Here is a 20,966-nt window from a genome sequence, read left to right as displayed (position 1 = left end):
AGTGTGATCATCACAAACCGCTCCGAGCGGGGCAACGGCGCTCCGCTCACCGTATGGAGGCTCTCCTTCATGTCCCTCATGGTGCCGTCAACGACGCCGGCAGCCACCACCCTCATCAGCCCCGGCCGGCAGGCCCTCGACTCCGCGCTGTTCCACCTCGACCAGGCGGCCGACCGGCTCCACCTGGACGACGGCCTGCGCACGATGCTGGCCACCCCCCGCCGCTCCCTCACCGTCTCGGTGCCCGTCCGCCGCGAGGACGGCCGGATGGACGTCGTGCAGGGCTTCCGGGTCCAGCACAACACCACCCGCGGCCCGGCCAAGGGCGGGATCCGCTTCCACCCCTCCACCGACCTCCACGAGGTCACCGCGCTGGCCATGTGGATGACCTGGAAGTGCGCGCTGGTCGGCATCCCGTACGGCGGCGCCAAGGGCGGCGTCTCGGTGGACCCCGCCTCGCTGTCCGCACGGGAGCTCGAACGGGTCACCCGCCGCTACGTCAACGAGATCCTGCCGATCATCGGCCCGGACCGGGACATCCCGGCCCCCGACGTCGGCACCGACGAGCAGACCATGGCCTGGATCATGGACACCTACTCGGTGAACGCGGGCTATCCGGTGCCCGGTGTGGTGACCGGCAAGCCCACGACCCTCGGCGGCTCCCTGGGGCGGGCCGGAGCCACCTCCCGCGGCGTGCAGATCGCCACGCTCAAGGCCCTGACGGGCTCCCCCGAGGGCCGCACCGTCGCGGTCCAGGGCTTCGGCAAGGTCGGCGCGCCGGCCGCGCGCCTCCTCGCCGACGCCGGCTGCCGCGTGGTCGCGGTCTCCGACGCCACCGGCGCGGTGGTCGACCGCTCGGGCCTGAACGTCGAGGACCTGCAGGCCTGGGTGCGGGAGACCGGTGGCGTGTACGGCTACCGCCACGCCGACGCCCTGTCCCACGAGGAGCTGCTGGAGCTCGACGTGGACGTGCTCGTCCCGGCCGCGCTGGAGGGCGCGATCACCGCGGAGAACGCGCCCAGGGTCAGGGCCCGCCTGATCGTGGAGGGCGCCAACGGCCCCACCACCCCGGAGGCGGATCGGATCCTGGCCGACGCGGGGACCACGGTGGTCCCCGACATCCTGGCCAACGCGGGCGGTGTGATCGTCTCCTACCTGGAGTGGGTGCAGAACCTGCAGGCCTGCTCCTGGAGCGCGGGTGAGGTCGACGCCAAGCTCCGCGAGCTGATGGAGAGCTCCTTCGACGCGGTCGCGGCGATGTCCGCCGAGCGCGGGATCAGCCTGCGCCAGGCCGCCCACGCCATCGGTGTGGGCAGGGTCGCCGAGGCCCACCGGATGCGGGGGCTCTACCCCTGACGGGACGGCCCGGTCCCCGCCGGGGGATCGGGCCTCGCCCGCCGCGGCTGCCGCCCGCCGTACACGCTCCGGCCGCGGCGGGAACGGAGGACCCCGTCACGGACGGACGGTATTGACGTACGGCCGGGTCACCGACGGGCGGTATGAACGCGGAACGCCGTCACCGGCGGGCGGGAGGAGTGTACGGCCACGTCACCAGCGGGCGACGGAAACGGAGGACCCCGGTCACGGACGGGCGGACGGCCACGTCACCGGCGGGCGGGACGGGCGGACGGCGCCGTCACGAACGGGCGGGACCGCTCAGGTTCCGCTCGACCGGCCGGGAGGGCTCGTCCAGGGCCCTGACGAGCCCTTCCAGGTCACGCATGAGCTGCTCGGTCCGCTCGGTGCCGTAGGCGGCCTCGATCACCCGGTGGTGACCGGCCACCCCGCCCTCCACCCGGGCGAGCAGCTCGGCTCCCCGGTCGGCGAGGAAGACCGCGACCCTGCGCCGGTCGGCCGGGTCGTGCCCCCGGTAGACGAGCGAGCGGTCGATGAGCCGGTCGATCGCCTTGGTCAGCGTCGGATGCGGCATCAGCACGGCCTCGGCCAGGTCGCCCATCGAGTGCCCGCGGCCGTCGGCCAGGGCGCGCAGGATGCGCCACTGCTCGACCGTGACGTCCTCGGCGGTCACCGCGGCGGCCAGGCCGCGGTTGACGCTGCGCTCGGCCCGGCTGAGCAGGTAGGCGAGCGAGGATCCCAGTCCGGTCGTCACCACGTGAAGCTCCCGTCTGCATCCCGGCTAAGTAACGGGCCTGCCAAGACCCTCCTTTTAGGAGGATACTCGTCTACGTGGCAGAAGCCATCACACCCGTCATCCAACCTCTGGAAGCCGAGCTCATCCGGAGCCACGCCCTGCGCGTCGGCCTCGTGGTGCCCGTCTCCGGCGTCCTCGGCCTGGTGGGACCATGCGCGATCAACTGCGCGATCCTCGCCGCCGACGAGGTCAACCTCACGGGTGGGATGCTGGGCAGGCCCGTCGAGCTGGTCCTGATCGACGGCGGCGGACCCGCCGCGCAGGTGGCCGCCGAGGTCGGGAGGCTGGCGGCCACCGGGGCGATCGAGGCGGTGGTCGGCACCTGCGGCAGCGACGTGCGGATCGCCGTGGTCCGGGCGCTGGCCGGGCGGGTGCCGTTCGTCTACGCCCCGCCGTACGAGGGGGGCGGCCACTCGCCCGGGGTCTACTTCCTGGGCGAGACCCCCGGCCGCCAGCTCAGGCCGGGTCTCGACTGGCTGATCGACCGGCGCCGGGCCCGCAGGTGGTTCCTGCTCGGCAACGACTACGTCTGGCCGCGCCTGGTCCACGAGACGGCCCGCCTCCATCTCGCCGCCCGCAACGTCGTGGTCGCCGGCGAGCGGTACGTGCCGTACGGCATGCGGGATTTCGCGCCGGTCCTGGAGGAGCTGACCGCCAGCCGGGCCGATGCCGTGCTGCTCAGCCTGATCGGCAGCGATCTCGTCGCCTTCAACCGGGCCTTCACCTCGGCCGGGCTGCCGCACCCGCGGCTGTGCGGAGCGCTGGAGGAGCACGGCCTGCTGGGCATCGGCGGTGACGCCACCGGCGAGCTCTACGGGGCGATGGGCTACTTCGCGAGCCTGGTCACCGACGACAGCCTGAGTCTCGGCGAGCGCTACGTCCGCCGCTTCGGCCCCGACGCCCCGCTGCTCAACGGGCACGGCCAGGGATGCTACGAGGCGGTGCTGATGCTCGCCGCGCTCGGCTCGCGGGCCGGGACGCTCGCGGTGCCCGCGGTGGACACGATCGCCGACGGCACCTCGATCGTCACCGCGCGGGGACGGCTGACGCTCCAGGGCGGGGGCGTGCGGCGGCGCGCGCACATCGGCCGGGCCGACGGCCTGGACTTCGACATCGTCCGCTAAAAGCTTCCGTCTGAAACCTTTTCCTTTTCAAGGAAAAGTCCTATCGTTACGGCTGCACCCACGTATAGGAGCCGTCCCATGACCACCGAGCCATCCCTGGAGCAGTTCGGCTACCAGCAGGAACTCCGCAGGTCCCTGAGCTTCACCGACCTGCTCGTCTACGGCCTGATCTTCATGGTCCCGATCGCGCCGTTCGGCATCTTCGGCGGGGTCTTCCAGGCCTCCGGCGGCATGGTCGCGCTCGCTTATGTCATCGGCATGGTCGCGATGGCCTTCACCGCGCTGTCCTACGCGCAGATGGCCAAGGCCTTCCCGATGGCCGGCTCGGTCTACACCTATGCGGGCCGGGGCATCACTCCCCCCATCGGCTTCCTGGCCGGATGGGTGATCCTGCTCGACTACGTGCTGGTGCCCGCGCTGCTCTACCTCATCGCGAGCGCGGCGATGGCCTCGTTCGTGCCCGCCGTCCCGATCTGGGGGTGGCTGATCGTGTTCGTGGTCCTCAACACGGCCGTCAACTACGCGGGCATCCAGATGACCGCGCGGATCACCAAGATCATGCTGATCGGCGAGCTCATCGTGCTGGCGATCTTCCTGGTCATCGGCCTGGGCGCGCTGGCCATGGGCAAGGCCCAGGCGGGGGCGCTGACCCCGCTGTTCGACTCCGAGACCTTCTCCTGGCCGCTGGTCTTCGGCGCGGTCTCCGTCGCGGTGCTGTCCTTCCTCGGCTTCGACGGCATCTCCATGCTGGCCGAGGAGAGCAAGGTCGACAGCCGGAAGATCGGCAGGTCGATGGTCGCGGCGCTGGGCCTGGCCGGCGCGCTGTTCATCGTGCAGACCTGGGTGGGCGCGCTGCTCACCCCCAACCGGACCGAGCTGCTGACCAAGGGCGACCCGGCGGGCACCGCGTTCTACGACATGGCCGAGTTCGCCGGAGGCCACTGGCTCAGTGTCCTGACCGCCGTCGCCACCGCCATCGCCTGGGGCTTCGCCAACTCCCTGGTCGCCCAGGCCGCCACCTCGCGCCTGCTGTACGCCATGGCCCGCGACCGCCAGCTGCCCCCCTTCCTGGCCAAGGTCCACCCCAAGCACAAGGTGCCGGTCAACGCCACCCTGCTGGTGGCCGTCATCTCCCTGGCCGTCGGGCTCTACCTGACCACCCGTGAGGACGGCATCCCGCTGATCAGCAGCCTGGTCAACTTCGGCGCGATGACCGCCTTCCTCGCGCTGCACATCTCGGTGGTCGTCCACTACGTCATCCGGCGCGGCAGCCGCGACTGGTGGCGGCACCTGATCGCCCCCGTGATCGGCTTCGCGATCCTGGTCTACGTGGTGATCAACGCCAACATCGCGGCCCAGGTCCTGGGGCTCATCTGGCTCGGCATCGGTGTGCTCGTGCTCGCCACCTTCTACGCCTACGGCCGCCGTCCCCTGCTGGCCGCCCTGGGCGAGACACACGAGAAGTCCCACCGATAGCCACCGCGCCCGGCTCCGCCGGGACGTGCCGGCCCCCGCCCCACCGATCCGACCACGCAAGGACAGATCACATGTTCGAAATTTTTCTCGAGGTCGAGGAGGGTTTCACCTCTTCCCTGCTCAACTCGGTGACGAACCTCAGCCGGGCGGGTGCACGGTGAACATCGTCTCCTACCGGCCCGCCCCCGAGGAGCTGAGCTACACCTTCGGCGGACGTCCGGCCATCGGCCGGATCAAGCCCGGCACGATCGTCGAGATGTACACCGAGGACTGCTTCGGCGGCCGGGTCCGCTCGGTCGACGACCTGCCGTCGAGCGTCTGCGACTTCCCCTACCTGAACCCGGTCACCGGGCCCTTCCACGTCGAGGGGGCCGAGCCCGGCGACACGCTCGCGCTGCACTTCGTCTCCATCGAGCCCGCCAGGGACTGGGCGGTGTCGGCCACCTTCCCGCACTTCGGCGCGCTGACCGGCACGCACGCCACGGCCATGCTCACCCCTCCCCTGGAGGAGGTCGTGTGGCGCTACGACATCGACGTGAAGGCGGGCGTGGCCCGCTACCACGCCCGCAAGGGCGACTTCACGGTGGAGCTCCCGCTGGACCCGATGCACGGCACGGTCGGCGTCGCCCCCGCGGCGTCCGAGGCCCGGATGACGATCACCCCGGACGCCCACGGCGGCAACATGGACACCCCCGAACTGCGCGCCGGCGTGACCGTCTACCTCGGGGTCAACGTCGAGGGCGGGCTGTTCGCGGTGGGCGACGGGCACGCCCGCCAGGGACACGGCGAGGTCTGCGGCACGGCCGTCGAGGCGGCGATGAACACCGTGGTCGCGGTGGAGCTGATCAAGGGTGTGAGCACCCCCTGGCCGCGCCTGGAGGACGACGCCCACCTGATGTCGACCGGCTCGGCCCGCCCGCTGGAGGACGCCTTCCGGATCAGCCAGCACGACCTCGTCACCTGGGCCGCCGACCTCACCGGCCTGGACACCCTGGACGCCTACCAGCTGGTCAGCCAGATCGGCGAGGCGCCGGTCGGCAACGTCTGCGACACCAACTACACGATGCTCGCCAAGATCCCCAAGGCGTATCTCGGCGGGTCCGCCGTCTACGAGTCGGCCCACGAGCGGCTGCGCGCCCTGGGCCGGCGGTATCTGGCCGAACGCTGACACACGGCGTCCGCCGCGGAGAGCCGTTCCGTGTCGCGCACCGCCGGGGCGCGCGACACGGAACTTCCGCGGCCATGCCCCGCGCGGCCGCCGGAACCCGCCGCCGCCGCCGGAACCCCGTCACCACCGTCGAGCCCCCGCCACCGCCGCCGGAACCGAGCCGTCACATCTCGCTGAACCTGCTTCGAGTGATTCTCTATCGACAATCACGATACTTACGGCATGTGCAGCTACTTCACCCGATGAGATGGGGATGATGTGCACGGAAACGATCCATACCCGTTAGTCGGCCGCAGGCATGAGACCACACTCATCGACGGGCTCATCGGTGACCTCGCGGAGAACCGCTCCGCCCTCGTGATCGTGGAAGGCGGTGCCGGGGCGGGGAAGACCGCCCTGCTCAACTACGTGGTGGAGGCAACCCGGCGGCACGGGGTCCGCGTCCTCTTCACCTCCGGCGGCCATCAGCACCCCCAGCAGCCACTCGGCGCCGTCCGGGAGCTCCTCGAACCCGGGCGCGTCAGCGTGCCGCCCGCCGTCCCCGGCTCCGGACCGGAGGAGCTGTTCGCCGGGCTTCACGAGCATGTCCGCCACCTCACCGACGAGGGTCCGCTGGCGCTCGTCGTCGACGACGTGCACCGCATCGACCACCTGTCGCTCGGCTGGCTGGCGCACCTGGCACGCAGGCTGTCGGGGATCCCACTCCTGCTGGTGGCGTCGGTGTCCACCGGCGAGCGCCCGGCGTCGCGGGAGTCCTACGACGATCTCCGCAACACGCTCAACCGCACCGAGATCCACCTGAGCCCGCTCGGGCAGGAGGACGTCGAACGGCTCCTGGAGAGCTACCGGCAGACGCCGCCCAGCCCGCAGTTCGCGGCCCTGTGCCGGCAGCTCACCGGCGGCAACCCGCGTTTCACCCATGACCTGGCCCGGCTGCTCGACGCCGAGGGCGTCGCGATGGACGAGGAGTCGGCGGGCCTGCTGCCCGGCCTGGCCCCGCCGCGGACCGCCCAGTACATCTCGGACAGGCTCGCCCGCCATTCGACCCACTCGCTGGATGTCGCCAAGGTCCTCGCCGTCCTCGGCGGCGGCGCCCGCCCCACCCTCGTCAGGGAGCTGTGCGGCTTCGAGGGCTCGGTGTGCGCCGACACGATCCAGTCCCTCACCGAGCTGGGCCTGCTGCGCGCGGGGGGCACCGTCGCCTTCGTCCACCCGATCGTGCGGACCGCGCTCTACCGCTGCATGCGCACCGGTGAGCGGAGCCGGCACCATCTGACCGCCGCCAAGGTCCTGGCCGCGCGCAACGGCGACGCCTCGTTGATAGGGCGCCACCTGCTCGCCGCGGCCCCCACCACCGACCCGGAGATCACCGACCTGCTCTGCGACGTCGCCGTGCGGCTGGCCTCGACGGGTGACCTCGAACAGTCCACGGCGTGCCTGCAGCGGGCGATCCAGAGCTCGCTGTCACCGGTCCACCGGGCGAAGCTGACGCTGCAGCTGGGCGTCGCCCTCGGCGGTTACGACGCCCGCGCCTCGATCCGGCATCTGCGGCACGCCAGCACCGGCGTCAGGACCTCGGCCGAGCACGCCCTCATCGGGCAGCACCTCGCCCTCGCCACGGCCGCCCTGGGGGACCTCGACGGCGCGATCTCCGTGCTCGACGAGCATGTCGGCCTGCTCGACGGCCAGGATCCGACCCTCAGCCGGCGGCTGCGGGGATACCGGATGATCCTGGAGACGCTGCACGCCGGCCCGGCGGGGCGGGAGTGGGGCCCCGCCGCGAGCGCCACCGACAGCGGGGCCCGGGCGGCGCTGGCCACTCGGCTGGCCTGGCGCGGCGAGGACCTCGAACGTTCGATCAGGGAGGCCGAGACGGCGCCGGCGACCGGCCGGTCGATCGGCGCCGGCTCCCTGGTGACCAGCTTCTCCCTGCTGCCGCTGGTGTACGCCGACCATCTCGACACCGTGGAGCGGCAGCTCCTCGACGCCGAACAGCACCTGCCCGCCGTACAGGTCCCCGAACTCGCGGTGCTGAGATCGCACGTCGCGCTGCGCCGGGGGGACGTCGCGCAGGCGGAGGTGGCCGCGCGGGCCGCCGTCGCCGCCGTCGCCGACGGCCTGCCGGAGCCCGTGCTGTTCCACCATCTCGCCACGCTGGTCGACGTGCTCCTGGAACGGGGAGAGCACGAGGAGGCCGCCGACCTGCTGCGCCAGGCCGGGCTCCCCCACGAGCCGCCCGGCACCTGGCGCCACAACCACCTGCTGGACAGCCGCGGACGCCTCCGGATCGCCTGCGGCGACCTCCGGGCGGGCGTCGAGGACCTCCTCGCCTGCGGCGAGCGCCTGGCCCGGTGGGGGGTGGCCAACCCGGCGGTGAGCATGTGGCGTTCGGCCGCGGCGCTCGCCCTCGACCGGCTCGGCGACGGGTCCCGGGCACGGACGATCGCACGGGAGCAGGTCGTCGCCGCGCGGGCCTGGCCGGCCGGACGGTCCCTGGGCGGCAGCCTCAGGACCCTGGCCCTGCTCACCCCCGATCCCCGCAAGCGGGTGACCATCCTGCGCGATGCCGTCCAGATCCTGGAGAAGTCCCCCGCGGCGCTGGAGCTCGGCCGCGCGGTGGTCGAGCTGGGGACCGCGCTCGCGGAGGCCGACCAGGAGGGCGAGGCCCGCGACATGCTGCGCCGCGGGCTGGACCTCGCCCAGCGCTGCGGCGGCACCGCGCTCGCCGACCACGCCCACGCCGAGCTGGTCCGGTACGGCGCGCGCCCTCGCAGGCGCGCGCAGACCGGGTGGGCGGCCCTGACCCCCGCCGAGAAGCGGGTCGCCCAGCTCGTGGTGGACGGCAGGAAGAACCGGGAGATCGCGCAGCTGCTGTTCGTCTCGCAACGGACCGTGGAGCTGCACCTGACCAACATCTACCGGAAGCTGAACGTCTCCAGCCGCGTCGCGCTCGTCAAGGCGGGATGAGCCGGGCGGAGCGCCGCCGCTATCTCCTCGCCGCGGCGCTCCGCTCCGCGCGGCGCTCGGTGAACCGGCCGGCCTGGGCGTCGAGCTTGTGCAGGAACGCCGCCAGGTCCTCCCGGGCGGCCTCTCCCCGGGCGGTGAAGTCCGCGCGCTCGAAGATCTGCCAGTGCCGCAGGATGGGCATGATGACCTTGTCGTGGTGGAGCCGCAGGTCGTAGATCCCGGCGTTGGCGATCATCGTGGCGAAGCGCCGGAAGCCGGGCTGGCCGGCGCCGGGCATCTCGAAGTCCCTCACCACGTCCCGGATCGCCTCCATCGTCTCGTCGGGCGCCAGCTCCAGCGCCGAGCCGACCAGATTCCGGTAGAAGAGCATGTGCAGGTTCTCGTCGGCGGCGATGCGGGCCAGGAGCTGCTCGCCGATCGGGCAGCCCGTGGCCGAGCCGGTGTTGCGGTGCGACAGGCGCGTGGCGAGCTCCTGGAAGGCGGTGTAGACCACGTTCGGCAGCAGTTCCACCGGCTCGCCGGCGCCGCCCGAGGACGTGAACTGCATGCGGCGCTTCTCCAGGTCCACCGGGTCGACCGCCCGGGTCACCACCAGATAGTCGCGCAGGGTGATGGCGTGCCGGGCCTCCTCGGCCGTCCAGCGGTAGACCCACTCACCCCACGCGCCGCCCGACCCGAGAGCGGTCATGAGGTTGTGGTGGTAGGCGGGCAGGTTGTCCTCGGTCAGCAGATTCACGATCAGCGAGGCCCGGGCCGCCGGGTCGATCCGGGTGTCCTCCGGCCGCCAGTCCTCGCCGCCGAGCAGGGCGAAGTCGCGCCCCTGGCTCCAGGGCACGTAGTCGTGTGGATTCCAGTCCCGCACCACCGCCAGGTGGCGTTCCATGTTCTCGGCCACGACCGGCTCCAGCTCCCAGAACAGGGTCGCCGACCGCTCGTGGTCAACCGTGCTGCTCACGTGCGCAACCTCCTTGAAGTGATCGGGGGGACCGCGGGGCGGGGACGGCCGGAGCGGCCGTCCCCGCCACGACCGGCTCAGGCCACGCCCACCGAGCTGTTGCGCTCGATGTGGTCGATGACGGCTGCGACGGTCTCCAGCTCGCCGGCGATCTCGTCGGGGGTCGCCACGCCGAACTTCTCCTCGACGGCGACCATGATCTCCACCATCGACAGCGAGTCGATGTCCAGGTCGTCGCGGAGGTGCCGGTCGAGCTGCACCTCGTTGACCGGCAGGCCGACGACCTCGTTGACGATCTCGGCCAGCTCTGCCAGAAGTCGTTCCTTGCTCATCTCGTTCTCCTCGGTTGTCGCCGCCGTCCGGGCGGCATGGTTGCCGTTACGTTGTGATCTGGTTGGTGATGTTGTGGTTGCGGTGCGGGCGGATGGTCTGGGTCAGTGCTCGAAACGCCGCACGACGAGGGTCGCGTTGTGCCCGGCGAAGCCGAACGAGTTGCTCATCGCCACCCTGATGTCGTGCTCCTGCGGCCGGTGCGGCACGAAGTTCAGCCCGGCGTCCTCGGGGTCGTCGCAGTTGATGGTCGGCGGCACGATGCCGGTGAGCAGGGCCTGCACCGTCGCGATGAGCTCGACGGCGCCGGCCGCGCCGATCATGTGCCCTGTCATGGACTTCACCCCGGTGATGGGGATGTTGGGGGCGTGGTCGCCGAACACCCTGCGGATGGCGGCGGCCTCGGTCCGGTCGTTGAGCACGGTGCTGGTGCCGTGCGCGTTGATGTGGTCGATCTCGGAGGCGGCCACGCTGGCGTCGTCCAGCGCGAGCTGCATGGCCCGGCGGGCGCCGAGCCCCTCCGGGTGCGGCGCGGTCGGGTGGTAGGCGTCGCTGGTCGCCCCGTACCCCACGACCTCGGCGAGGATCGGGGCGCCGCGGCGCTCGGCGGAGCGGGCGTCCTCCAGCACCAGGACCCCGGCGCCGGCGGCCATGACGAACCCGTCCCGGTCCTTGTCGAAGGGACGGCTGGCCCGCTGCGGGTCGTCGTTGCGGCGCGACAGCGCCCGGGACATCGCGGTCGAGCCGATGTCGAAGGAGGTGATGGAGTTGTCGGCGCCGCCGGCGATGACCGCGTCCACGTCACCGCGCTGGATCATCCGCATCGCCTCCCCCACCGCCGAGGTCCCCGACGCGCAGGCCGTGCTCACCGCGCCGGAGGGTCCGGTGGCGCCCACCTTGAGGGCGATCTCACCGGCGGCGCAGTCGATCGAGGTGGCCGCCGACAGCCACGGCGCCAGGGCGCGGTGGCCGCGCTCGTCGAGCGTCAGCGTGCCGGACTGCACCAGCGCGGTGGGACCGTACCCGGAGCCGATGAGCACCCCGACCCGGTGGGTGTTGGCGTCGTCGATGACCAGCTTGGAGTCCTCGATCGCCTGCATCGCCGCGGCGACGGCGAACTGGGCGTACTTGTCGATCCTGCGGCTGACCGTGCGGGGCATGTACTCCAGGGGGTCGAACCCGGTCACCTCTCCGGCGATCTTCACCGGGAGGTCGGTCGTGTCGAAGGAGGTGATCGGCCCCACGCCGCTCCGGCCCGCCAGCAGCGCGTCCCAGAAGTTCTGGACGCTCAGCCCGACCGGCGAGATGACGCCCTGTCCCGTGATGACGACACGCCGCTGTCCGTACGTTCTCATGAGTGCTGTCCCTCCATTTCCGTGAGGTCGGCCGGCACGTCCTCCAGCCGCACCGGTATCCAGACGACGGCCACGCGGCCGGCGGCGCTCTCCTGCGCCGCCTGCCACAGCTCCTTCTTCAGCCCCACCCGGTCGTCCACGACCGCGTGGTACGGCCCGGGCCGGCCGTCACCGGCCGCGGCGGGCTCCCGCACGAACCGGAAGCGCGAGCTCCCGGCTCCCCCCTTGTCGAGCTGGGCCTGCAGCCAGCCGTAGCCGCCGTTGTCCAGCACGATGTACAGCACCCCGATCCCCTCGTCGACCAGGACGTCGAGGTCGGCGCCGAGCTTGCCGAAGGCGCCGTCCCCGACGAAGGCGGCCACCGCGTGGTCCGGGGCGGCGAGCTTCACCCCCGCCGCGGCGACGGCGCCGAAGCCGAGACTGGTCTGCTCCGACGGCACGATGGAGTCGGCCGAGGCGCCACAGCTCCAGAAGGGGTAGAAGTAGGACCACATGTCCTGCAGGCCGTTCTCCTGCACCAGGATCCGCTTGGCCGGCAGCACCTCGTCGAGGACGTGCAGGACCTCGGCGATGTGGATCCCGGGCAGCTCGGCCACCCGCCGCCGCTCGGCGGCCACCCGTCCGGCCGACCGGCTGTGGCAGCTCCGCACGGAGTCGGCCCACTCCGGATCGGCCCCGTTCCCCTCCTCGGCGAGACCCGCCAGCCACGCCCGTACGGCCGCGCCGCCGTCGCCGATGACCACCGGTCCGCCCCATTCGGCCGACACCTCGGCCGGTTCGAGGTTGACCTGCAGCACGTCGGTGCCGGGGCCGGCGAAGCCGGGCCGGTAGGTGGCCGTCTCCTCCAGCCTGCTGCCGAGGGCCACCACCAGGTCGGTCCCGGCCCACAGCGGATGCGACTCCTCGGGGGCGTAGAGGCCCGCCAGGCCGCAGAAGAGCGGGTGGTCCTCGTCGACGCTCCCCCGGCCGGTCGCGGTGACGAAGATCGCCGCACCGAGCCGTTCGGCGAGCCGCTCCACCTGGCCGTCGGCGTTGCGGTGCCGCATCCCGCCGCCGACCAGCAGGACGGGGCGGCGGCTGGCGCGCAGCGCCGCCAGCGAGGTCTCCAGCGCCGGCCCGTCCGGCGTGGGGCGGTGCGTCCGCGGCAGCCGCCACGGACGGCCGCGGACCACCTCGGCCTCCAGCAGGTCGGCGGAGAACTCGAGGTAGACGGGGCCCGGCGCGCCGTTGGCGGCGACCAGGAAGGCGCGCTCGATGGCGGGCACGACCCGGTCGGGGTGGTCGACCCGGTGTGCCCACTTGACCACGGGCGACAGCATCGCCATCTGGTCCAGCTCCTGGAAGGCCCCCGAGCCCCGCGCGCTGGCGGAGGTGCCGGAGGCCAGCACGACCATCGGCGCCCCGGAGCAGCGGGCCTCGACCAGGCCGCCCACGACGTTGGCGGCCGCGGGACCCTTGCCGATGACGCACACCGCGGTCTGCCCCGACCTGAGCGCGTGACCGGCCGCCATGAAGGCCGCGGCCCGCTGGTCGCGGCAGAGCACCATCCTGACGTCGGTGGGTTCGAGCGCCTTCAGCGGGACGAGGTCGTCGTCGGGCAGTCCGAAGACCGTCTCGACGCCGCTCGCCTGGAGAAAGTCGACGGCCGCGTGCCACGCGCTCGCGTAGCCGGCGCTGTCGGTGGGGGTCATCGGCTGCCCACCGCCTCGGCCTTGTCCGAGGCGAACTCGGCGACGACCTGGGAGATGAGCAGCGGCTTGGCCGTCCGCTCCTTGCGGTGGCTGACGTAGTTGGCCATGATCCCGAAGCCGCCGAAGGGCTGGTTGCCGTCGTCGATGTCCAGCAGGGTCTCGTCGACGGCCACCATGTGCCGCTTGCGCAGGTGCTCGACGAGCTCGGCGGCGTCGCCGTACACCATCGCCCCCATGGCCCGGTCCTGGTAGTAGCCCGTCGACAGGCGCTCGTAGACCTGCTTGAGGTCGGTGTAGGTGACGATGTTGAAGATGGGGGAGAAGATCTCGCTGAGCGCCATCTTCTCCTTCACCGAGCGCAGCAGCACCGTCGGCTGGATCTGGCGGGTGCGGAAGTCGATCTGCCCGCCGTAGATGATGTGGCTGTCGTTGTCCCGGAGGAACTCGGCCGCCTCGACGATCGCGCTCGGGTAGCACATCGGCCCGTAGTCCGCCTCCGGGTCGTCGTACTCGCCGAAGGTCATCGCCGACAGCCGCTTGACGAGCGCCTCGACGAACCTGGGGGCGTCGGACTCGGGGACGAAGAAGACGTCGGGCCCGAAGCAGTCCTGCCCGGAGTTGAGCATCCGGATGCGGATGGCGTCCTCGGAGGCCAGGTCGACGTCGGCCCCGGGGGTCAGGATGAACGGGTTGGCGCCCTGCCCGAACAGGATGAAGATCTGCTCCGGCGACAGGTCCGCGCGGATGGTCTCGGCGTTCTGGTAGGTGCCGGTGAAGACCACGACGTCGGCCTCGCTCACCGGGCCCTCCCGGAACTTCCGCTGGCTCAGCGAGGTCATCTCGACCGGGATCCCGTGCACCGGCGCCAGCAGCTCGTGCAGCCGCCAGGTCTGGTCGGCGACCTGGGTGGACGGCCGCACCACGATGCTCTCGGTGAACAGCGCGGGCACCATCAGGTACAGCACGTAGGACGACAGCAGCACGTTGGAGGACATGAAGACCGCCATCTTGTCCACCTTGGACGGCCCGTTGCGGACGACCTCCTCGACCGCGCCGGCGAGCGTGTGCAGCGCCGCGTCGATCTCCATCTCCACCGACTTGTAGTCGGAGATCTCGGTGAGGATCTCGATGACGGCGTCGGCGTCGGTGTGCAGAAAGTCGGCCAGCGCCCGCAGGCCGGCCACCCGCTCGGCGAACGGCACCTTCGCCAGGTCGCCGGGGAGCTCGGCGTCCGCGGGCTCCGGCACGGCCCGGTGCGGCCGTAATCGGGCGGGCCGGTAGACGGCGTTCTCGGCGAGCTTGCGCAGCAGCCTGATGTCGGGCTTGCCGGCGCCGTTGACCGGCAGGGCGGGCAGCACGACGACCTTGTTGGGGTGCTCGTAGGACGGCAGCAGCGAGCAGATGGCGGTGCGCCAGTGCGCCGCCGACGCCTCGTTCGGGTCCTCCACGAAGAAGACCAGCTGGCTGCCCTGCCGCTCGTCCTCGACCCCCACGACCTTCACCGGGCGCCCGCAGAACTCCGCCTTGCGCTGGATGGCCTCGGGGTAGAGGTTGTGTCCCATCCGGTGGACGGCGTATTTGCGGCCCATCACCACGAGGTTGCCGCCCGGCATCCAGTAGCCGAGGTCGTCGGTCGGGTACAGCTCCGTCTCGACCGGCACGATCGTGCCGTCGGCCGCGAGATATCCCTCCATCATGCTCGGCGACGACACGAAGATCTCACCGACCTTGCCGGTCTCCACCGGTTCCCCGTCGGGGCCCAGGACGCGCACGTCCACGTCGGTGAGCGGCCGCCCGCACGCCACCGGGTTGGCGAGGTTGGCCAGGGCGATGTTGCCGGCCTCGTTGCTGCCGTAGCCGTCGAGCAGCGGGCGGCTGAAGGTGCGCTCGAACCGTTCGGCCAGCGACGCGGGCAGCGGCGCCCCGCCGGTGCAGAACATGCGCACGGTGCTCAGCTCGCGCAGGGTCCCCGGCCTCCGCTGGGCCAGGGCGTGCAGGCCGTGGTAGGTCGACGGCGTGGCGTCGATCACCGTGACCCCGGCGATGGCGGCCAGCCGCACGGCCAGGTCGAGCCGGTCCCGCGGCGCGATCACCAGGGAGCAGCCGACCGTCCACTGCAGGATCGCGAGCGTCAGCCCGTAGAAGTGGGAGAAGGGCAGCAGCGGCAGCAGCACGTCCTCCGGGCGGTAGCCCATGCGCTCCCGGGTGCGCTGCAGGTCGTTGAGGAAGGCCCGGCCCGAGCGCACGACGCCCTTGGCGGAGCCGGTCGACCCCGAGGACCAGGTGATCAGCGCGTCGGTGCGGGCGTGCCAGGCCGACAGGGAGAGGAACTCCGCCCCCACCTCGCGGCGGCGCGCCTCCTCGGCCAGCGAGTGGATCGCCAGCGTGTCGGTGCCGGCGACGAGGTCGCTGAGGTCGGTGAGGTCGGCACTGTCGGTGATGAGCAGGCGGGCCCCGGAGACCGAGCTCGTCCTGCGCCGTTCAGCCGCCGTCTCGCGGTGGTCGACCAGCACGATCGACGTGTCCAGGTGCATCAGGGCCAGCAGCACCGCGACGTACTCGGCGGAGTTGTCAGCGCTGATCATTACGCGGTCGCCCGCGGTCACCGAGTGTTCGCTCAGGACCGCGGCCATTCCGAGGGCCAGCTCCTCGATCTCGATCGAGGTGTAGGTAGCGGTGGAAGTCACGATTTTTCCGGTCGCCCAGTCCAATGTCTCATCCATTCGTTGCGAGCAGGCAGGGTTCTTCTCAGCTCGACAGGCTTCTCAGCTCGACAGGCTTCTCAGCTCCTCGGCGAGGACGCCGATGGTGTGTTCGATCTGCTGCGGGGTGTGCTCGGAGGTGACGAAGAACCGGAGACGGACCAGCTCCTCGGGCACCGCGGGATAGAGGATGGGGTTGGCGCTGATGCCCCGGTCGAAGAGCCTGTTGGCCAGCGCCAGGCACTGCCGGGAGTCGCCGACGATGCAGGGGACGACCGGCGAGTCGGCGCTCACGCCGGTGTCGACGCCGGCCTCCTTGGCCAGCCGCAGGAACAGCTCGGAGTTGCTCCGCAGCCGCTCCAGGCGCTCCGGCTCCTCGCGCATCACCCGCAGGGCGGCGAGGGCGGCGGCCGCGTTGGGCGGGGTCATCCCCACGCTGTAGACGAAGCCGGGGACGGTGTACTTCAGGTAGTCGACGAGGTCGCGGGAGCCGGCGACGTAGCCGCCGCAGCTCGCCCCGGCCTTGGAGAGGGTGCCCGACCACAGCTCCACCTGGGAGCGGTCGACGTCGAAGTAGTCGCCGACGCCGCCGCCGGACTTGCCGACCGTCCCGAGGCTGTGGGCCTCGTCGATGAGGAGGACGGCGCCGTGGCGGTTCTTGATCTCGATGATGGCCGGCAGGTCGGCGATGTCGCCGTCCATGCTGTAGACCCCTTCGATGATGACCAGCGCCCTGCGGTGCAGGTGGCGGTGGCGTCTGAGCACCTCCTCCAGCGCGGCCGGGTCGTTGTGCGCGAAGGGCCGGCGGGTGGCGCCGGACAGGTGGCACCCCTGCAGGATGCTGTCGTGGGCCAGCTCGTCGTGGACGATGAGGTCGCCCGCCCCGACGAGGTGCCCGATGACGGAGACGTTGGTGGCGTGCCCGCTGACCATGACCACCGCGTCCTCGGTGCCCAGCAGGGCGGCCAGCTCGGCTTCGAGCTCGTGGTGGATCGGCCGGTTGCCGGACAGGAAGCGGCTGGCCGAGACCGAGGTGCCGTAGCGCTCGACGGCCTCGCGGACCGCGGCGTTGACCTTCGGGTGCCCGGAGAGGCCGAGGTAGTTGTAGCTGGAGAAGCTGATCAGCTCCTTGCCCTCCACCACGGTCGTCGAGCTGATGTTGGCCTGGTGGTCGATGAAGTAGGGGTTGCGGCCGATCCCCTTCATGAACTCCCGGTGCTCGACGAGGTCGGCCCAGCCCTCGATGCCCGTCTCCATCGCGACCCGCTGCCGCGGCACCGCCGCGTCGGGGACCGCGACGGGGGCGGGGGCGACGTCCGGGACGGGCGCGGCGGGGACCTCGGGGGCCACGCCGATCCGCGCGGCCACGGCGGCGACCACCTCGTCGATGGCCGGCCGCTTGGCCAGGCCGGTCAGGCCGCCGGCCAGCGCGGGCCAGACGCCCTGGAGCGAGGTCCGCAGCTCCGTGATCATCAGCGAGTCGAACCCGAGCTCCTCGACCAGGAGGGTCCGGCCGGTCAGCTGCTCGATCGGGAACGCGCCGATCCTGGCGATCTGCTCGCAGACCCGGTCCCGGACGGCGGCGGACCCGCCGGGCGGCGCCGCGGCCGGGACGGCCTGCGGGGCCTGGGCCGGGACGGCCCGCGGGGCCTGCTGGGCGAGGAGCGCCTCGCCGGCGGCCGGCGGCAGGCCGGCTCCGGCCCCGGCGGCGCGCAGCAGGGCGATCTGCTCACGGAAAAGACTGACGATCTCGCTCACATGACTCTCCTCCGCTGTGGACGGTTGTGCGGGACCCGGCTGCGCGGCGGGTGCGGCCGGTCCCGGCCGGGCGGCGGATGCGGGCACCGCGGGCCCGGGCCGTACGGCCTGCGCCGCGGCCGCCGGCCGCGCGGCCGGCATCGGGAAGGGGGGCAGCGCGTGGACCTTGCGCAGCAGCGGCGAGGGCGGCAGGTCCACGACCGGCCGGTGGCCGTCGTCGGGCGGCGTCACCGGCACCCCGAGCACCGCGAGCTGGCCCAGTCCGCTCAGGAAGCTGCGGCCGCCGTCGGGGGTGTCGCCGGACAGCGCGACGTAGTGGCAGCCGTTCTGGTCGCCCAGGGTCCGCCGGGTCATCGCCAGGAGCGAGCGGCCCCCGCTGACCTGGACGAAGATCCGGGCGCCCAGCTCGTGGGCGGCGAGCGTGGCGTCGGCGAAGCGCACCGGCGACGAGGCGTGTCCCTCCCACAGGTCGCGCAGGGCCGCGGGGTCCTCGGCGCGCGCGCCGCTGACGCACGAGACGAAGGCCGCGTCCGCGGGGCGGCCGATCTCGCGCAGCTCCAGGTCCTTGCGGACGTCGGCGCGGACGCCTTCGAGCAGGGGGGTGTGGAAGGCGTTGGAGACCGCCAGCGGCTGGGCGCTGACGCGGGCCGCCGCGCACCGCTCGGCGAGCGCGGCCAGACCCTCCGGCATCCCGGCGACGACCGTCTGCCGCGGGTGGTTGAAGCACGCGGGCCACACGCCGTCGATCCCCTCCGACAGCTCGGCGGTCGCGGCGGCGTCGGCCTGGACGACGAGCATCCCGCCGCCCTCGCCGGTCTCCGCCCGCCGCATGACGGCGCCGCGGCCGCCCATGATGCGGACCGCCTCGGCCTCGTCCATCGCCCCGGCGGCCGCGGCGGCGGGGAACTCCCCGACGCTGTGCCCGAGCGTCACCGACGGCGTGACCCCGCAGGAGCGCGCCAGGTGGGCGGCCGCGAGGCCGAGCACCCCCAGCAGGGGCTGGCACACGTCGGTGCCCTTCATCCGCTCCCGGCCCGCCTCGCTGTCGGCGCCCTCCCCGTAGACGCTGTCCAGGACGTCGACGCCGAAGTTCTCCCTGGCCACCGCGTCGAGCGCGCCGGCCACCTCGCGGAAGCGGCCGAAGCGCTCGTACAGGTCCGCCAGGAGGTGGGGCCGCTGGCTGCCCTGGCCGGGGAACAGGAACGCCACCGAGCGCTGCTTGGCGTCGACGGGGGCGTCGGCGGCGTACACGCCGTCGCCCAGCGAGCCGGTCCTCCCCTCCCGCAGCGCCGTACCCGCCGAGCGCAGCAGCCGGACGAGCTCGTCCCGGTCGGCCGCCACGACCGCCAGCCGTGCCTTGAGCAGCTCGCGCCCGGCGAGCGTGGCGGCGATCGACGCCTGCGACAGCCCGGGGTCGGCGGCGAGGTGGTCGAGGAAGCGGTCGAGATAGTCGGCCAGCAGCTCCGCCGAGCCGGCGGAGAACAGGAACAGCTCGGCGCGGGGCGGCTCCGGCTGCTCGGCCGGCTCGGGGCCGGCCGGGGCCTCCTCCAGCACGACGTGCACGTTGGTCCCGCCGAAGGCGAAGGAGTTGATGCCCGCGCGGCGGACGGCGGAGCCGGTCCGCGGCCAGGGGACGTTGGCGTCCGGGATCCGCAGGGCCGCGGCCGCCGGGTCCGCCTCCGGGCCCGGCAGGGTCTCCGGCTGGCGGGGGATCACCGAGTGGTGCAGGGCGAGCGCCGTCTTGATCAGGGAGGCCATGCCGGAGGCGGTGAGGGAGTGGCCGATCAGCGCCTTGACCGATCCCAGGTAGGCGGGATCGGGTGCCGCGCCGGACTCGTTCCGGACCCGCTGCAGCGACTCCAGCTCCACCCGGTCGCCGACCGTGGTGGCGGTGCCGTGGGCTTCGATGAAGCCCACGGAGCCGGGGTCGACGCCGGCGTCGGCGTAGGCCCGGCGCAGTGACAGGCGCTGGCCCTTCGACCGCGGCGTCATCGGCCCGTCGGTGGTGCCGTCGTTGGAGCAGCCGATGCCGCGGATCACCGCGTAGACGCGGTCGCCGGCGGCCAGCGCCGCCTCCAGCGGGCGCAGGACCACCACGCCGACCCCTTCGCCGAGCACGAAGCCGTCGGCGCGGTGGTCGAAGGGCCTGCACACGCCGCTGGGCGAGACCGCGCCCACCTTGGAGAAGCCGATCAGGCTGTGCGGGATGAGGTTGACGTAGGCCCCTCCGACGAGCGCCTCGGCGCACACCCCGGTGCGGAGCGCGACGACGGCCTCGTGCAGCGCGACCAGTCCCGACGAGCAGGAGGAGTCCACCGTGAAGCTGGGCCCGCCGAGGTCGTAGAACTGGCTGACGTTGGTGGCCGCCATGTTGAGCTGCTCGCCCGGGATCGACCAGGGCTCCATGTCCATGGGGTCGGGCGTGAGATACATGAAGTCGGCGGTGCTCATCGCGAAGTAGACGCCCGTGTTCTCCCGGTCGAACGGGCGCCGCTCCCAGCCCGCGTCCTGGACGGCCTCACGGGCGACGTCGAGCAGGAGCCGCTGCTGCGGGTCCATCGTCCGCACCCGCCGCGGCGGCATCCGGAAGTAGGCGGCGTCGAAGCGGTCGATGCCCTCCAGGTAGGACACCTGGTCGGTGTATGCCTTCCGCGCCGCCCTGCGGTCGGCGGGGTCGTGGAAAACCCCGTGATCCCAACGCTCCGCCGGCACCGAATGAAATCGGTGCTCGCCGCCGAGCAGGATTCCCAGATATTCGTTCAGATTTCCTGCGCCGGGGAAACGGCATCCCATGCCGACTATCGCGATATCACGCATCGTGTCCCTACTTCGCGTTGGCGCGTCGCCGCATTTACAAGTCATCGCTTCCGAATTAAGCATCGCACCGGCCGGGCCTTTTTCCACCGAGGGAATTACCGAAGTCCTTGGGACCGCGGCCCCCTCCGGACGGCCGGCGCGGTCGTCATTTCACGAGCACGGCCTCGGCGCGCCGCACGCCCTGCCCGAGCCGCACGTACAGCGCCGCCATCACGAGCGCCACGGCCCCCGCCGCGGTGGTGACCCGGAAGGCGTGGTGCCCGTCGAGGGCGTCCGTCACCTGGCCGGAGAGCGACACACCCGCCGCCAGGCCGATCACCAGGGCGCTCTGCACCCAGGCGAACCCCTCGCTGCTGCGGGCCGCGGGCACCAGCGTCTCCACGATCTCGTACATGACGATCAGCGTCGGGGCGATGGCCGCGCCGGCGACGAACGCGCTGAGGGCCATCAGCGGCAGGCCGGTGGTGACGA

12 protein-coding genes and 1 pseudogene are annotated in these 20,966 nt (G+C 72.3%); 5 read left to right on the top strand and 8 right to left on the bottom strand.

The window, feature by feature from the left end; translation table 11 throughout:
- The first annotated feature begins 69 nt into the window (after positions 1-69).
- The gene (locus ACWDS7_RS23555; RefSeq protein WP_451931025.1) at positions 70-1,356 is read left to right on the top strand and encodes a Glu/Leu/Phe/Val family dehydrogenase; all 1,287 of its coding nucleotides are present in this window, start codon (positions 70-72) and stop codon (positions 1,354-1,356) included.
- Positions 1,357-1,636: 280 nt separating this feature from the next.
- On the opposite strand, the gene ACWDS7_RS23550 is transcribed toward ACWDS7_RS23555, so the two are convergent.
- Positions 1,637-2,113, bottom strand: coding sequence for a MarR family winged helix-turn-helix transcriptional regulator (locus tag ACWDS7_RS23550; protein WP_451931024.1), 477 nt, complete (start codon positions 2,111-2,113; stop codon positions 1,637-1,639).
- 74 nt (positions 2,114-2,187) lie between these two features.
- On the opposite strand from ACWDS7_RS23550, the gene ACWDS7_RS23545 reads away from it, so the two are divergent.
- The 4 genes from ACWDS7_RS23545 to ACWDS7_RS23530 all read left to right on the top strand — a co-directional run bounded on the left by ACWDS7_RS23545 (position 2,188) and on the right by ACWDS7_RS23530 (position 8,887).
- Positions 2,188-3,276 carry a substrate-binding domain-containing protein gene (locus ACWDS7_RS23545; RefSeq protein WP_451931023.1) on the top strand — a complete coding sequence of 363 codons (1,089 nt, stop codon included), beginning with the start codon at positions 2,188-2,190 and terminating at the stop codon, positions 3,274-3,276.
- A 78-nt stretch (positions 3,277-3,354) separates the two neighbouring features.
- Positions 3,355-4,752 (top strand): APC family permease, encoded by a 1,398-nt coding sequence (locus ACWDS7_RS23540; RefSeq protein WP_306857184.1) that lies wholly within the window; start codon positions 3,355-3,357, stop codon positions 4,750-4,752.
- Between the two features lie 157 nt (positions 4,753-4,909).
- The gene (locus ACWDS7_RS23535) at positions 4,910-5,920 is read left to right on the top strand and encodes an acetamidase/formamidase family protein (protein WP_306857183.1); all 1,011 of its coding nucleotides are present in this window, start codon (positions 4,910-4,912) and stop codon (positions 5,918-5,920) included.
- A gap of 258 nt (positions 5,921-6,178) precedes the next feature.
- Positions 6,179-8,887, top strand: coding sequence for an ATP-binding protein (locus ACWDS7_RS23530; protein WP_451931022.1), 2,709 nt, complete (start codon positions 6,179-6,181; stop codon positions 8,885-8,887).
- A 19-nt stretch (positions 8,888-8,906) separates the two neighbouring features.
- On the opposite strand, the gene ACWDS7_RS23525 is transcribed toward ACWDS7_RS23530, so the two are convergent.
- The 7 genes and pseudogenes from ACWDS7_RS23525 to ACWDS7_RS23495 form a co-directional block, all read right to left on the bottom strand.
- Positions 8,907-9,842 (bottom strand): acyl-ACP desaturase, encoded by a 936-nt coding sequence (locus ACWDS7_RS23525; protein WP_451931021.1) that lies wholly within the window; start codon positions 9,840-9,842, stop codon positions 8,907-8,909.
- Positions 9,843-9,919: 77 nt separating this feature from the next.
- Complete coding sequence (locus ACWDS7_RS23520; protein WP_306857180.1) at positions 9,920-10,174, bottom strand: acyl carrier protein; 255 nt, start codon at positions 10,172-10,174, stop codon at positions 9,920-9,922.
- A 102-nt stretch (positions 10,175-10,276) separates the two neighbouring features.
- Complete coding sequence (gene fabF, locus ACWDS7_RS23515) at positions 10,277-11,527, bottom strand: beta-ketoacyl-ACP synthase II (RefSeq protein ID WP_306857179.1); 1,251 nt, start codon at positions 11,525-11,527, stop codon at positions 10,277-10,279.
- Positions 11,524-13,218 (bottom strand): thiamine pyrophosphate-binding protein, encoded by a 1,695-nt coding sequence (locus tag ACWDS7_RS23510; RefSeq protein WP_451931020.1) that lies wholly within the window; start codon positions 13,216-13,218, stop codon positions 11,524-11,526. The genes fabF and ACWDS7_RS23510 overlap by 4 nt, the downstream gene beginning before the upstream one ends.
- A complete protein-coding gene (locus ACWDS7_RS23505) occupies positions 13,215-15,905 on the bottom strand; it encodes an aldehyde dehydrogenase family protein (protein WP_451931019.1) in 2,691 nt (896 codons plus the stop codon). The genes ACWDS7_RS23510 and ACWDS7_RS23505 overlap by 4 nt, the downstream gene beginning before the upstream one ends.
- Before the next feature lie 78 nt (positions 15,906-15,983).
- Positions 15,984-20,495 (bottom strand): aminotransferase class I/II-fold pyridoxal phosphate-dependent enzyme, encoded by a 4,512-nt coding sequence (locus tag ACWDS7_RS23500; protein ID WP_451931018.1) that lies wholly within the window; start codon positions 20,493-20,495, stop codon positions 15,984-15,986.
- A gap of 145 nt (positions 20,496-20,640) precedes the next feature.
- A pseudogene (locus ACWDS7_RS23495) lies at positions 20,641-20,966 on the bottom strand (hypothetical protein); the annotation flags it as partial.

The organism is Streptosporangium sp. NPDC003464 (assembly GCF_053588315.1).
Note: the sequence above shows the minus strand (reverse complement) of the source record. Positions and strands in the feature narration are given on the sequence as shown.